The following is a 14,843-nucleotide window of genomic DNA, read 5'->3' on the forward strand; positions in this document are numbered from 1 at the left end:
CCGGATAGACTCCGGCCGGCTTTTTTTGTCGACGACAGCGGCAGTTACAGCACCACCGTCCGATCCCCATTGATAAACACGCGTCGCTCGACAAACGCCTTCACCGCGCGCGCCAGCGTGATGCACTCGACGTCGCGCCCCACCGCGAGCAACCGCTCCGGTTTATACGAATGATCGACCCGCTCGACCACCTGCTCGATGATCGGCCCTTCGTCGAGATCGTCGGTGACGAAGTGCGCGGTCGCGCCGATCAGCTTCACGCCGCGCGTATGCGCCTGGTGATACGGGCGCGCGCCCTTGAAGCCGGGCAGGAACGAATGATGGATGTTGATCGCGCGGCCGGAGAGTTTGCGGCTCGTTTCGTCGGAGAGAATCTGCATGTAGCGCGCGAGAATCATCAGCTCGGCGCCCGACGAGTCGAACAGATCGAGCACCTGTTCTTCCTGTTGCGCACGATTGTCCGCACTGACCGGCAGATGATGAAACGGCAGCCCATGCTGTTCGGCAAGCGGCGCGAAATCCGGATGATTCGACGCGATGCCGACTATGTCCATCTTCAGTTCGCCCATTCGCCAGCGGAACAGCAAGTCGGCGAGACAGTGTTCGAGCTTCGACACGAGGATCAACACCTTGGGCCGTGCATCGACGTCGTGGATCGCCCACGTCATGCCGAAATCGGTGGCGATCGGCACGAACTCGCGACGCAGCGCATCGACGTCGAGCGGCGGTTGCGCGCTGCCTGCGTGATCGGTGACGCCATGAAACACGCAGCGCACGAAGAAGCGTCCGCTGAGGTCGTCGTCGAATACGGTGAGTTCGTCGATGTAGCAGTGGCGGCGGTCGAGCAGTGCGACGACGGCGGCGACCTGGCCGGCGGCGCTTGGGCACGACAGCGTCAGCACGAAGGAATGGGGGCGTTCGATGGCGGGCATGCGGTCCTCGGCTTCACGTGAGAGTGCCCGCCTGGGCCGTGTTGCGATAGCGAGTATGTAGCGCGCAGGCGGGGATGCCACAGTAAAGCAGCCCGAATTGCCCGCGGATAGAATCGATGCGCCGTGCCGCTGGTATGGGCGCGTCAGCGGCTGCCGACGCGCCCGGCCGGCTCTTACTTACGCCGATGGATGTCGTGCGTGACAAAGCCCGCATCGTTCTGCGGCAGCGCGAGCGTGTCAGGGACTGCGAGCGTGTTACGGATATCGTCGAGACCCGCGGCCCAGTGGTCGCGCATCGTCGATACGCCGAACTGGTAGTCCTTGTAGTGCTGCTCGTAGTTCTTGCGCTGGTAGATCAGATGCTGGACGTTGTAGCGCTTGCTCGACGACAGCGCCTCGGCTTCCTTGCACCACCCGTTATTGCGGCGCTGTTCCTCGGGCACCTGTTCGAGCACGTGGCGCAGCAGGTTGCGGTAGCGCTGGTCGCGCTGCAGCATGTCGGTGACGAAACGCGTGCGGCTCGAGTACTGGACATCTTTCGTCCGCTCGGCGATACCCGCCATCGTTTCGGGCACCGGCCCACGTGCGCTCCACAGATCGACCTGGAACGCGAGCGTGTCGCGACGCGGCGTGCTGCGCAGTACTTCCATCAACGGCGTATTCGACACGACGCCGCCGTCCCAGAAGAACTCGCCGTCGATCTCGACCGGCGCGAACGCCGGCGGCAACGCACCCGATGCCATGAAATGCTCGGGACGCAGTTCGATCCGCGTGTTGTCGAAGTAGACGAAGTTGCCGGTGCTGACGTTGACCGCTCCGACCGACACGCGCGTCTCGCCCGAATTGATCCGGTCGAAATCGCACAGTTCGAGCAGCGTGGCGCGCAGCGGCGACGTGTCGTACCAGCTGACCTTGCCGGGCTCCGCGGGGAGCGAGCCGATCGGCGGCGGAAAGCGCGGCACGAAGAAGCCTTTTTGCCCCTGCATGATCGCGCTCGTCGCCTGCGACGCGGTGAACATCGACCGTATCGCTTCGTGGCTGTTGAACAGCGCGAACTCGAACGCGGCAGGCAGTGCCGGGAAGAACGCCGGCTGGCAGATCGTTTCCCAGAACTCGCGCAGCCGCGCGACGCGCCGCTCCGGCGGATTGCCGGCGATCAGCGCGGTGTTCAGCGCGCCGATCGAAATGCCGGCGATCCAGTCGAGCGCGATGTCCGCTTCGTGCAGGCCTTCGAACACGCCGGCCTGATACGCGCCGAGCGCGCCGCCACCCTGCAGCACGAGCGCGACGGTCTCGTAGGGCAGCGCGCGCACCGGCGACGTCCCGACCTCGTTATGCAGGTCGGTCGGATCGACAGCCTGCTTTTCGGTGCGGGCGCGTGGCTTCATTGCATGTACCAGCCGTGGCTGACGACGAACGATTGGCCCGTCAGCGCGGCGCTCGGGAATGCCGACAGGAACAGCACCGTTTGCGCGACGTCTTCAACCGTCGTGAACACGCCGTCCACCGTGTTGCCAAGCATGACCTTCTTGATGACTTCGTCTTCGCTGATGCCCAGTTCCTTTGCCTGCTCGGGGATCTGCTTGTCGACGAGCGGCGTGCGCACGAAGCCCGGACACACGACGTGCGAACGCACGTTGTGCTTCGCGCCTTCCTTGGCCAGCACGCGCGACAGACCCAGCAGACCGTGCTTCGCGGTGACGTACGCCGACTTCAGCGGCGACGCTTCATGCGAGTGCACCGAGCCCATGTAGATCACCACGCCGCCGCGATCGTCCTTGTACATGTGCTTGAGCGAGGCCTTGGTGGTGAGGAACGCGCCGTCGACGTGGATCGCCTGCATCTTCTTCCAGTCGGAGAACGAGTAGTTCTCGATCGGGTTGACGATCTGGATGCCGGCGTTCGACACGAGGATATCGACCGAACCGAACTCGGCTGCGACCTTGTCGATGCCGCTGTTCACCGCTTCTTCGCTGGTCACGTCCATCGCGACGCCGATGGCTTTGCCGCCTGCGGCAACGATTTCGTTTGCGACTGCGTTTGCGCCGTCCTGGTTCAGATCGGCGATCGCGACTGCTGCGCCGGCTCTGGCGAGCGTCAGCGCGATTTCCTTGCCGATGCCGCTTGCGGCGCCGGTGACGACTGCCACTTTTCCGTTCAGATTGCTCATGAGTAGTGTTCCTGTTTTCGAGTGAAAGAGTGGAGGGGCGTGACTACCAGGCCAACTACTGTGCCAGATAATCGTGCACGACCTCGCCGAGGCCGAGCGTCAGGTCGGCGATGACGTGCCGCGCCTCGACGACTTCGAGCACCGGCAGCTCGGCGACCGGCGCGAGCGCATGATGCGCCAGTTCGAGCGACGCGGGGCCGCTCCATGCGCCCTTCATCTGGATGTCCTGCAGATAGTAGCGGACCAGTTCGCAGACGCGCGCGGTGCCGTCGACGTGCGGGATGATCTTCAGCAGGAAGTTCGGGCCCGCGAGGCGCTGCTGTTCTTTCGCGATATCGAGCGTGCGGTGCTTGTAGCCCATCGTGCCGGTCGCGACGCGCACCTTGCCGTAATCGAGCGTACCGAGCAGGTGATCGGTGTTCACGTGCAGCGTGGGCGACGCGAGCTTCTTCGGGAAGCCCCACAGTTCGCGGCCGCCGGCGATCGGCGGATGGTCGTCGAGGTACATCGCGAGCGTATAGCCGCCCGCCTGACCGTTGAATTCGACCGGAATGACCTGGCCGCTTTCGGTGTAGTCGCCGAAACCGGTGGAGTCCGCCATGCGAATGAATTCGTAATGTACGAGCGGTTCCTTGATCTTCAGCGGCTCGGGGACGACTGCGCGCAGAAGCTCGGGATCGGTGCGGTAGGTAATGATGAGGAATTCGCGGTCGACAAAACGGTACGGACCGATCGGAAATGCGGGACTCGTGAGCGGCATCGCGAAAGCCTTCGAGCGCACCTGTTCTTCTTTCATGCGTACTCCTTGTTGGTCGATTCGTTATCCAGAGGCCCCGCTATCTTATTCTGTCCGGCGCCCGTTGTGCGATGCCGCAACTGGAACAGTTCGTTGCTCGGATCGGTGAGCTCGTCTCATAAATATCGTGGTGGACAGAACTGCGGGGGGAGGCCGTACGGTCCTCGCCGAATGGTGGCGGCTTCAGATGACAGATGCGTGTGATGCAGCATCTCACAGGGGAGTTTCGTGTCGGCTTTGTGTAGCTGGGTGTCAATTCCGGAGCCCGGAACGGGCGAGAACCCACTTCATTTTCTGCGTAGATCCGGCCTATCCAACCGGATAGGGACCATTTTGGGATTGTAAGGGGCCGTTGATTTTTGATCCGGGACTATCGCCGGCTCATGGGTGCGTTGCCGCTCCTTTCTTCTGAATATTTTTCATCCGGCCGATGACGACACCGGCGCATCAACTTGTTGATTCTCATAAAAATAAAACGAGATACTTATCGTAAATTCCCGGCGCTGACCTCACGCCTTCTTGATCCGAAAAGCGCTGTCGAGATCGTGCTGCTCCTCGTGATCTGTCAGGGAAACGTCAACTCGTGGTTTTGCCGTCGATCTAAAAATGTTTGACGCCCGATTTCTTTTATTGCTAACTTTCCCATCAGGGAATTTTCTTATATTCATGGAGAAAATTCAAACAAATTACTTACCAAATAATTCGTTTGTATTTCGTATAATGAGAATTGTTGATTTACATTAATTGTATTTTACTAATAAATGTCGTATCAATTAAAGGCGATATTGAAGCTCGTGATTAACGCAAGATTGCTTGATTACCCGCGCGCGTATGTGACCGAATGACCCGCTAAAAAACGATGGAATCGCATCATTAGCACATGTCACGCATACACAGCGTGACGGTTCGGCTGACTATGCCGGGCGGATCGAAAAACTGGTACCGAAATTCACCCGCGTCGTTGTTTCTGAATAACGACGGCAGGTCCCGTATTGCCAAAAATCGCCATGCAATGCAATGGCGAATTCCAAAGTTTTCAAGAAATCGACCTTAAAGAATTGCGTTATCTGGCCAGATCCTTATCGTGAGGCTTCTGTGGCAGAGCGTTGTCTGGAAGGTCGAGAGACCTGGCTCGTCCAGGAAAAAAAGCCGCAATTTGTCGTGGTCTACAGGAGAAACAGATGCGCTCGAAGATAGGGTTTGTCACGCACAGTATGGTCCGCGCCGCCGTCGTCGCCGGTGCGGGTCTGTTCATCAGTGCGATTCCGCTGTCGTCCGCCTTTGCCGGGCAGGCAGCCAGCAGTTTCGTCGATCAGGCTCAGGTTCAGGCCGAATCGCAGGCACATGAGAGCTGGCGCGAAAACGTCAGACAGTACGCGCCGCGAGGAGGGGGATGTTATAGCGCATCCTTTCCGAGCCTGAAATGGGACAAGGTGGCATGCGGTCCCGTGTCGGGTTACCGGTCAGGTCGGCGGTCAGTAGACCATGCGGCAGTGCGAGACCTTGCGAGCAGTGCGCATGGCACGCCAGGCACGCGAGGCACGCAAGTGGTCGGGAACGGAACCGACTATGCCGCTCAGGCGCCGTCCGGGACGCTCATCAGCGAGGCGGTCGGTAGCTTTCCTTCGGTCAGCGGGGTGACGACCGAACGCGGCGTGGGGGGCAACGCCGGAACGAATCAATATACGTTGCAGCTCAATACGAATTTCGACTTCGCCTCTGCCGCATGCGGGAGCTATGCGACCGGCGACACGTCGGGCTGCTTCTCCTGGCAGCAGTATGTGCTGGTGTCGAATGACGTCAACGCGGCAGGCACCGCACAAACCGGAACGACCGACGTATTCATCCAGACCTGGCTGGAAAATTACGGCAACGATCCCGACCAGTCCGGCAATGCCTGCCCGGCTGGGTGGAATTCCGGTGGCCCCGATCAAAGCGGTCCGGGAGACGATTGCTACCAGAACAGCCCTGCCGCCGTCGTCTCGAACCGGGTCCTGCCGATTACCGACCTCGCCAGTCTGAAACTGTCGGGCACGGCTAACGCGAACGGAAGGGATACGGCTACGGCCACGTTCGGCACGCAGGCTTTTAGCTCGTCCACCGACGACACCATTTCGGATATCGCGAACGGCTGGACGCAGACGGAGTTCAACGTCGTGGGCAATGCCGGCGGATCGCAAGCCGATTTCAATCGCGGCTCGTCGATGAGCGTGAACGTCGCGTTGACCGATGGGTCCAGCGCAGCGCCGACGTGCGCCGGCCCGAGCAATGGCGGCACGACCGGCGAAACCAATAATCTGACGCTTGGCAGATGTACCGCTTCCGCAGGAACGAGCACGACAGCGCCCGCGATTCAGTTCACGCAGTCGAACTGAAGCTGTTTGCTGCGGGGTTTAAACCTGCGGTGACGTGAAAGCGTGCCGGGTGACGTATTGCCCGGCACTTTTGTTTGGGGTGTCGCGACAGGGGCCTGGCGACCGCATCAGTCACTGCGTAACGGTAAAAGCAGAGCCTTGCTCGAACGGCACGCGCTTCACCGACACTCATCGAACAACCACCGACGAAACAGCGGCACCGCCGCAGCCTCCGGCCGTGCCAGCGGACACACCAGAAAATATCCACGCGACGTGACGACGGGCGTATCGAGCAGCCGCACCAGCTGCCCGCTGTTCACGAGTTCGTCGACGAGCGGTGTCCAGCCGAGCGCGACGCCTTCGTTCATCAGCGCGGCATGGATCACGAGGGCATAGCTGTTGAACGTCAACCCGCTGCCACTCAGCGTGCCCGCAGGCGCACGCTCGACACCTTGCGCAGCAAACCAGCTATCCCACGCGAGCCAACGCTCGGGTTCGGTCGCCTGCACGTGCAGCAGCGGCAGCGACGCGAGATCGGCGGCATTCGCGATGTGCGGATGCGCGGCCGCGAACGCAGGCGAACAGACCGGCGTGACTTCTTCCGGGAACAGCCGCGTCGATGTGCACGGCGACCAGTCGCCGCTGCCGAATGCAATCGCGATGTCCGCGTGATCGCGTTGTGGGTCGAAGCCTTCCTGCGACGTGACGATTTTCACATCGACGTCGGGCATCGAATGCTTGAGACGCGACAGTCGCGGCATCAGCCAGTAGGTAGCGAAACCGAAATCGGTGAGCAGCGTGAGCGCACCCGACGCGCGGCGCGTACGGATGTCGGTGGTCGCGACGCGGATCGCGTCGAGACTCTGATGCACCGCTTCGAACAGCCGCGCGCCTTCTGCGGTGAGCGTCACGCCGCGAGGACCGCGCTCGAAGAGCGGCGCGCCGAGATCGGTCTCCAACTGCACGACGCGCTGGCTGACCGCCGGCTGCGTCGAGCCGAGTTCGCGCGCGGCCGCCGTGAAGCTCGCGAGCCGCGCAGCGGATTCGAACGCCGACAGCGTCTGCATCGACGGCAGTCGCTCCTGTCTCGGCATAACCCCCCCTTATGGACCCATAAGCGTTCGACGCCTACCCAGCGCTTTATTAAGCGGCAATAGTGAGGACGGTGAGGACGCTTTCGCACGGTGCACATGCCGCGCGTGCACACATCAAAAAGCCGTCAAACGATCTTCCGATTCTAATCGACCCCGCCCATGAGCCTTAACACAAAGCAGAATATCCTTATCCTGATGGCCGACCAGATGACGCCATTTGCGCTCGCCGCATACGGTCATCGCGTGTCGCGCACGCCGCGCATCGACGCGCTCGCGCGCGATGGCGTCGTGTTCGATTCGGCGTACTGTGCGAGCCCGCTGTGCGCGCCTTCGCGCTTCTCGATGATGGCCGGCAAGCTGCCGTCGGCGATCTCCGCATACGATAACGCCGCCGAATTTCCCGCGCAAACACTGACGTTCGCACACTATCTGCGTGCGGCCGGTTATCGCACGATGCTGTCGGGCAAGATGCATTTCTGCGGCCCGGACCAGTTGCACGGCTTCGAGGAACGCCTCACCACCGACATCTATCCGGCCGACTTCGGCTGGGTGCCCGACTGGTCGCAACCCGACGTGCGGCCGAGCTGGTATCACAACATGAGTTCGGTGCTCGACGCGGGCCCATGCGTGCGGACGAACCAGCTCGACTTCGACGACGAGGTCACGTTCACGTCGCGTCAGAAACTCTACGACATCGCGCGCGAACGCGCGGCGGGCGGCGACGACCGGCCGTTCTGTCTGGTCGCGTCGCTGACCCATCCGCACGATCCGTACGCGATTCCGCGCGAATACTGGGACCTGTATCGCGACGACGAGATCGACATGCCGCAGGTCGAGCTGTCGCGCGACGCGAGCGATCCGCATTCGCGCCGGCTGCGCGACGTCTACGAAGCCGACGTGACGCCGCCGACCGCGCAGCAGGTGCGCAACGCGCGGCATGCGTACTACGGCGCGCTGTCGTACGTCGATGCGCAGTTCGGGCAGATTCTCGACGCGCTCAATGCGACCGGTCTCGCCGACGACACGATCGTGATCGTCACGTCGGATCACGGCGAGATGCTCGGCGAACGCGGGCTCTGGTACAAGATGACGTGCTTCGAGGGCGGCGTGCGCGTGCCGCTGATCGTCCATGCACCGCAGCGCTTCGACGCACATCGCGTGGCCGCGTCGGTGTCGCACGTCGATCTGCTGCCGACGCTCGTCGAACTCGCGACGGGCACGCGCCGCAGCGAATGGCCGGACCCGGTCGACGGCCACAGTCTCGTGCCGCATCTGAACAACGATGGCGGCCACGACGAAGCGATCGGCGAATACCTCGCGGAAGGCGCGATCGCGCCGGTCGTGATGATCCGGCGCGGCAACTACAAGTTCATCCACACGCCGAGCGATCCCGACCAGCTCTACGATCTCGCAGCCGATCCACGCGAACTCGACAATCTCGCGACACAGCCGCACGCAACCGCCGTACTCGACGCATTCCGCGAAGAAGCGGCGCGTCGCTGGAATCTGCCGGCGCTGCACGAAGCGGTACTCGCGAGTCAGCGGCGTCGGCGTTTCCACTTCGAGGCGACGACTCAGGGGCGCATCCAGTCGTGGGACTGGCAGCCGTTCACCGACGCGAGCCAGCGCTACATGCGCAATCACATCGAACTCGACACGCTCGAAGCGATGGCGCGGTTTCCGCGCGTCGTGAGCCAGACGCGTTAGGCAGTTTCCATCCCGCATGTCACGCTATTACTCTACGAACCGGAGGCCATGATGAAAAAAAGATGGACCGCGCTGTTATCGCCACTGCTATCGCTGTGCCTGGTGCAGGGTCTTGTGCCCGCAGCGTCCGCCGCCGAACCACCGAGCTGCACCGACGTCCGTATGGCCGATCCCGGCTGGACCGACATCGACGCGACCAACGCAATGGCCGGCGTGTTGCTGAAAGCGCTCGGCTACAAGCAGAACGTGTCGAACCTGTCGGTGCCGATCACGTATCAGGGGTTGAAGAAAGGGCAAATCGACGTGTTCCTCGGCAACTGGATGCCGGCGCAGGGGCCGCTCGTGAAACCGTTCGTCGACGAGCATTCGATCGACGTGCTGCACGCGAATCTGAGCAACGCGAAATTCACGCTCGCGGTGCCCGACTATGTGGCGGCCGCGGGCGTTCACACGTTCGCCGATCTCGCGAAGCACGCGGACCAGTTCCAGGACAAGGTGTACGGCATCGAGCCCGGTGCGCCTGCGAACCAGAACATCAAGAAGATGATCTCGGATAAAGCGTTCGGACTCGGCAGCTGGTCGATCGTCGAATCGAGCGAGACAGGGATGCTCACGCAGGTCGAGCGTGCAGTGCGTGACAAGAAGTGGATCGTGTTCCTCGCGTGGGAGCCGCATCTGATGAACACGAAGTTTCACCTGACGTACCTGTCCGGCGGCGACGCGTACTTCGGACCGAACTACGGCGGCGCGACCGTCAACACCGTGACGCGCGCGGGCTATGCCGGCCAGTGCACGAACGTCGCGCGTCTGTTCCAGCAGATGACGTTCAACGTCGACATCGAGAACCAGATCATCGCGAACGTGCTGCAAAACAAGGTCGATCTGAATGCGGCTGCGTTGCAGGCGCTCAAGGGCAACCCGGCGCTCGTGTCGGGGTGGCTGAAGGGCGTGACGACCGCGTCTGGTGCGGACGGTCTGCAGGCGGTACAGACGCAGCTCGGGATACGTTAATCCGGTATCGCTGCAGCGCTGCATCCTCATGCCGCGTCGCGGGCACGCATTGCCCCGTGACGCGGCATTTTTCATCGGCTTTTCGAAGGGCGACGGCGCTCATGTGCCCGGTGTCCGTATGCGTTTTCACCACGCTTGTCGCAATCAGACCAATCGGCGTCGCTTACGGTCGCATTGCCCGGAATTTGAATTTGTACTGTGCGTCATCGCCCGTGGGTTATGCGTGGTGGCTTCCCGTGGCGAGCGCTTCACCCGCTTCACCGATAGCGCGTCATTCCAGCAAGACAGGCGGTTCCGCGAGTTTGGAGGCGGAATCCTCTTTCCATCCAGCAGGCAAGAGAGAACCACACAATGAAAAGACTGAATGCCGCAGCACTCTCCGGCGCGGCCCTCGTGCTCGCCAGCGTCCCCGCCGTCAGCCACGCGCAAAGCAGCGTGACGCTGTACGGCATTCTGGATGCAGGTATCACCTACGTGAACAACACCGGCGGCTCGCACGTCGTTAAATTCGACGATGGCGTGTCGTACGGCAACCGGTGGGGCATCAAGGGCACCGAGGATCTCGGCGGCGGCCTGTCCGCCGTGTTCGCACTCGAAAGCGGATTCCGCCTCGGCAACGGGCAGCTCGGCTTCGGCGGCGCGGAGTTCGGCCGCCAGGCTTATGTCGGCCTGAAGAATTCGTGGGGCACGCTGTCGTTCGGCGATCAGCTCGACATGACCGAAGAGATGGTCTATCTGTACAACATCTCGAGCTGGGGAAGCGGCTACGCGATCCACCAGGGCGACTTCGACCGCTTCAACGGCGACCGTCTGCCGAACTCGGTGAAGTTCCTGTCGAACGAATTCGGCGGCTTCATGTTCGGCGGTATGTACTCGTTCGGCAACGTGGCGGGCAACTTCCATCAGAACAGCGCATACAGCCTTGGTGCGCACTACGCGAACGGTCCGTTCACGGTCGGCGCAGCGTACACGCAGCTGAACAACCCGAGCGGCATCTACGCGTTCGACCCGTACGCGATGATCGGCACGAGCACGTTCCTCGGCCGCCCGACGGTTAGCGTCAACGCGACGACCGGCGCGGTCACCGATCTGTACTCGAGCTCGTCGTTCGCTGTCGACAAGCAGGGCACGTTCGGCGTCGGTTCGAGCTACGCGATCGGCAACGTCACGCTGAACGGCAATTTCACGTACACGACGATCAAGGGATTCGGTGTGTCGTCGCACATGAAGGTGCTCGAAGGCGGCGCGGACTGGCAGGTCACGCCGGCGTTCAGCGCGATCGGCGGCTATCAGTACACGAACTTCGAAGGGCATCACTGGAACCAGGTGTCGGCGGGCTTTCACTACCTGCTGTCGAAGCGCACCGATGTGTACATCTCCGGCGATTATCTGAAGGCGTCGCAAGGCGTGAACGCGGTGATCGGCTACAGCTTCACGCCGTCGACGACGAGCACCCAGGCCGATGTGCGCGTCGGGATGCGGCATTCGTTCTGATGCTTGATGTTTGATGCCTGATGAGGTGAGCGGACGCGATGGGCGTCCGCTTGCTTTTTTAGATCAAAAGCACATCGCTGCACTGCACGTTTCTCTACGTCGCCACCCGCACCGCGCTCCGGTCCCGTCGCGGACTCATCCCGAACTTCGCGCGGTACGTGCGCGAGAAATGCGATGGCGATTCGAAGCCGCATGCGACGCAGATCGATGTGATCGTCATGTCGGTCTGCTGTAGCAGTTCGCGTGCGCGGTTCAGGCGCAGCTGCAGATAGAAATGCGTTGGCGTGTCCTTCAACGCCGAACAAAACAACCGCTCCAGCTGCCGGCGCGTGACGCCGATCTCCTGCGCGAGTGCATCGGGCGCGAGCGGTTCCTCCATGTGCTGTTCCATCGCGCCGATCACCTGGATCAGCTTGCGGTTGTGCACGCCATAGCGCGCGGCGATCTCCATCCGCTGATGATCCGAGCGCTGCCGGATACGGCTCACGACGAACTGCTCCGACACCGCCGACGCCAGCGTCGCACCATGACTGCGGCCGATCAGGTCGAGCATCATGTCGATCGAAGCAGTACCGCCCGCGCACGTGATCCGTCTTTCACCAATCTCGAACAGTTCCTGGCTCGCATGCAGCGACGGATAGCGCTCGTGAAATGCCGACAGCGCTTCCCAATGCAGCGTGAGCCGGTCCGAGTCGCTGAAGAGTCCCGCTTCCGCGAGCACGAAGCTGCCCGTATCGATACCACCGAGCGTCGCGCCCGCACGCGCGAGCCGTCGCAGCCACGTGGCGAGTGCGCGGCTGTGGCACGCGAGCGGATCGAAGCCCGCGACGACGAAGACGGTGCGGGGATCGGCGGCGTCGAACGCGGCTTCGGCGTTCAGCGAGATGCCGTTGCTCGCGGCGACCGGCGCGCCGTCGATACTGAGGATGTGCCAGCGGTACAGATTCTCGCGGAAGCGGTTCGCGACGCGCAGCGGCTCGACGGCGGACATGAAACCGATCGCCGAGAAGCCCGGCAGCAGCAGGAACGAGATGTCTTCGGGCATCGTGCGGCAGGTGCGATCGGCGGTGGCCAGGCGGGGAGTGGGGCGAGCGTAGCAAGCGGCGCGCATGCCCGCAAGCGCCGTCAATATTGGCGGCGTGCCTCGATGAAGGCGGTTCGCGCGATGCATGCTGGTTTTCCCTCATGGTCGCAAGCGAGCAAGAACGGGTCGCTGATGGTCGCTTTGGCGGCAATATGCCCTTGTACCTTTGCTGCACACCACGCAATCACCGATCCGACCGGTCTGCTGTCCGGTAGGCCGATTCGAAACACGCTCGAAACGTGTCAGAGGGAAACGTCATGAAACCACGCGCCAGAACTTTGTCCGCCTTGTCTGCCGGTCTGCTGTGTGCCGCCGCGTTGCTGCAGCCGGCCTTCGCGCAGGACCCGGCCAGCTGCCGCAACGTGCGCTTTGCCGACATCGGCTGGACCGACATCACATCGACGACCGCGCTTGCGTCCACGGTGTTCGAAGGGCTCGGCTATCAACCGGTGACGACGGTCGCGTCGGTGCCGATCTCGTTCGCGGGGCTGAAGAGCAAACAGCTCGACGTGTCGCTCGGCTACTGGTGGCCGGTGCAGGAAAAAGCGATCACGCCGTTCATCGACGCGAAGGCTATCGACGTGCTGCAGCCGCCTAACCTGACCGGCGCGAAGGCGACCTTCGCGGTACCGACCTACGAATACGACGCAGGGCTCAAGACGTTCGCCGACATCGCGAAGCATCGCGCGGAACTGGACGGCAAGATCTACGGCATCGAGCCGGGCAGCAGTGCGAACGCGGCGATCAAGAAGATGATCGACACGAACAAGTTCGGGCTCGGCGGCTTCAAGCTGATCGAATCGAGCGAGGCGGGGATGCTCGTTACCGTGGACCGCGCAGTGCGCGAAAAGAAGTGGGTGGTGTTCCTCGGTTGGGAACCGCATCCGATGAACATCCAGCTCGACATGAAATATCTGACCGGCAGCGACGGCGTGTTCGGTCCGAACGACGGTGAAGCGCGCGTCTATACGCTGACCGCGCCGGACTTCCTCACGCGTTGCCCGAACGCGGGCAAGCTCATTAGCAATCTGCGCTTTACGACGCAGCTGGAGAACGTCGTGATGCAGTCGGTGATGAACAAGGACAAGCCCGCCGATGCCGCGAAGGCGTACCTGAAGAAAAACCCGCAGGTGCTCGACAGCTGGCTCGCCGGCGTGAAGACGTACGACGGCAAGGATGGATTGCCGGCGGTGAAGACGTATCTCGGGCTCTGAGTTTTTCAGCGGCTCTCAAAAGACAAGACACGCACACACAGGAATCTCTCGCATGAACCACGAAGTCATCGTGACCTGCGCCGTGACCGGCGCAGGCGATACGGTCGGCAAGCATCCGGCCATTCCGGTCACGCCGAAGCAGATCGCGGAAGCGGCGATCGAAGCTGCGAAGGCGGGCGCGACGGTCGCGCACTGCCACGTGCGCGATCCGTTGACCGGACGCGGCAGCCGCGATCCGAATCTGTACCGCGAGGTGGTGGACCGCATCCGTTCGGCGGACACCGACGTGATCATCAATCTGACCGCCGGCATGGGCGGCGATCTCGAGATCGGTGCCGGCGAGGATCCGATGCGCTTCGGCGCGAACACGGATCTGGTCGGTGGGCTAACGCGGCTCGCGCACGTCGAAGAGCTGCTGCCGGAAATCTGCACGCTCGATTGCGGCACGCTCAATTTCGGCGACGGCGATTACATCTATGTGTCGACGCCCGCGCAATTGCGTGCGGGTGCGAAGCGCATCCAGGAACTTGGCGTGAAGCCGGAGTTGGAGATCTTCGACACCGGCCACCTGTGGTTCGCGAAGCAGTTGCTGAAAGAAGGTTTGCTCGATGCGCCACCGCTGTTCCAGATCTGTCTCGGCATTCCATGGGGCGCACCCGCCGACACGACGACGATGAAGGCGATGGCCGACAACCTGCCGCCGGGCGCGCACTGGGCCGGCTTCGGCATCGGCCGGATGCAGATGCCGATGGTCGCGCAGGCGATGCTGCTCGGCGGTCACGTGCGCGTCGGTCTCGAAGACAACATCTGGCTCGACAGGGGCGTGCACGCGACCAACGGCACGCTGGTTCAGCGCGCGGCGGAGATCATCGAGCGGCTGGGCGGCCGTGTGCTGACGCCGGCCGAAGGGCGTCGCAAGCTCGGGTTGCCGGCGCGTGGCGAGCGGCAGCTGGAGCGGCGGCCGGTCGAGCAGTTTGCATAGGTAAG

12 protein-coding genes are annotated in these 14,843 nt (G+C 62.4%); 6 read left to right on the forward strand and 6 right to left on the reverse strand.

All coding sequences use genetic code 11. From position 1 onward, the window contains the following. Positions 1–44 precede the first annotated feature (44 nt). The 4 genes from purU to E1748_RS01260 all read right to left on the reverse strand — a co-directional run bounded on the left by purU (position 45) and on the right by E1748_RS01260 (position 3,898). Positions 45–932, reverse strand: coding sequence for a formyltetrahydrofolate deformylase (purU, locus tag E1748_RS01245; RefSeq protein ID WP_133645341.1), 888 nt, complete (start codon positions 930–932; stop codon positions 45–47). A 173-nt stretch (positions 933–1,105) separates the two neighbouring features. Next, complete coding sequence (locus tag E1748_RS01250; protein ID WP_133645342.1) at positions 1,106–2,320, reverse strand: DUF3734 domain-containing protein; 1,215 nt, start codon at positions 2,318–2,320, stop codon at positions 1,106–1,108. Further along, entirely contained in the window at positions 2,317–3,102 is a 786-nt protein-coding gene (locus tag E1748_RS01255) for a 3-hydroxybutyrate dehydrogenase (protein WP_133645343.1), read from the reverse strand. Before E1748_RS01255 ends, E1748_RS01250 begins: the two co-directional genes overlap by 4 nt. A 55-nt stretch (positions 3,103–3,157) precedes the next feature. Beyond that, positions 3,158–3,898 (reverse strand): acetoacetate decarboxylase, encoded by a 741-nt coding sequence (locus tag E1748_RS01260; RefSeq protein WP_133645344.1) that lies wholly within the window; start codon positions 3,896–3,898, stop codon positions 3,158–3,160. 1,181 nt (positions 3,899–5,079) lie between these two features. Here E1748_RS01260 and E1748_RS01265 point away from each other — a divergent pair. Continuing rightward, a complete protein-coding gene (locus E1748_RS01265; RefSeq protein ID WP_133645345.1) occupies positions 5,080–6,273 on the forward strand; it encodes a hypothetical protein in 1,194 nt (397 codons plus the stop codon). 158 nt (positions 6,274–6,431) lie between these two features. Here E1748_RS01265 and E1748_RS01270 read toward each other — a convergent pair whose 3' ends face one another. After that, positions 6,432–7,346, reverse strand: a complete 915-nt coding sequence (locus tag E1748_RS01270; RefSeq protein ID WP_133645346.1) for a choline sulfate utilization transcriptional regulator — start codon at positions 7,344–7,346, stop codon at positions 6,432–6,434. Between the two features lie 159 nt (positions 7,347–7,505). On the opposite strand from E1748_RS01270, the gene betC reads away from it, so the two are divergent. The 3 genes from betC (at position 7,506) to E1748_RS01285 (ending at position 11,558) form a co-directional block, all read left to right on the forward strand. Then, positions 7,506–9,053 (forward strand): choline-sulfatase, encoded by a 1,548-nt coding sequence (gene betC, locus E1748_RS01275; RefSeq protein WP_133645347.1) that lies wholly within the window; start codon positions 7,506–7,508, stop codon positions 9,051–9,053. Positions 9,054–9,101: 48 nt separating this feature from the next. After that, complete coding sequence (locus E1748_RS01280; RefSeq protein WP_420819285.1) at positions 9,102–10,064, forward strand: choline ABC transporter substrate-binding protein; 963 nt, start codon at positions 9,102–9,104, stop codon at positions 10,062–10,064. A 351-nt stretch (positions 10,065–10,415) separates the two neighbouring features. Beyond that, positions 10,416–11,558 (forward strand): porin, encoded by a 1,143-nt coding sequence (locus E1748_RS01285; protein ID WP_133645349.1) that lies wholly within the window; start codon positions 10,416–10,418, stop codon positions 11,556–11,558. Between the two features lie 94 nt (positions 11,559–11,652). On the opposite strand, the gene E1748_RS01290 is transcribed toward E1748_RS01285, so the two are convergent. Next, on the reverse strand, positions 11,653–12,603 hold the full coding sequence (locus E1748_RS01290) for a GlxA family transcriptional regulator (RefSeq protein WP_133645350.1): 951 nt from the start codon (positions 12,601–12,603) through the stop codon (positions 11,653–11,655). 296 nt (positions 12,604–12,899) lie between these two features. On the opposite strand from E1748_RS01290, the gene E1748_RS01295 reads away from it, so the two are divergent. Then, positions 12,900–13,856 carry a choline ABC transporter substrate-binding protein gene (locus tag E1748_RS01295; protein WP_133645351.1) on the forward strand — a complete coding sequence of 319 codons (957 nt, stop codon included), beginning with the start codon at positions 12,900–12,902 and terminating at the stop codon, positions 13,854–13,856. A gap of 52 nt (positions 13,857–13,908) precedes the next feature. Then, positions 13,909–14,838 (forward strand): 3-dehydrocarnitine:acetyl-CoA trimethylamine transferase CdhC, encoded by a 930-nt coding sequence (gene cdhC / locus E1748_RS01300; protein WP_133645352.1) that lies wholly within the window; start codon positions 13,909–13,911, stop codon positions 14,836–14,838. Positions 14,839–14,843: the final 5 nt, after the last annotated feature.

This window comes from Paraburkholderia flava (genome assembly GCF_004359985.1).
Classification (GTDB): Bacteria; Pseudomonadota; Gammaproteobacteria; order Burkholderiales; family Burkholderiaceae; genus Paraburkholderia; species Paraburkholderia flava.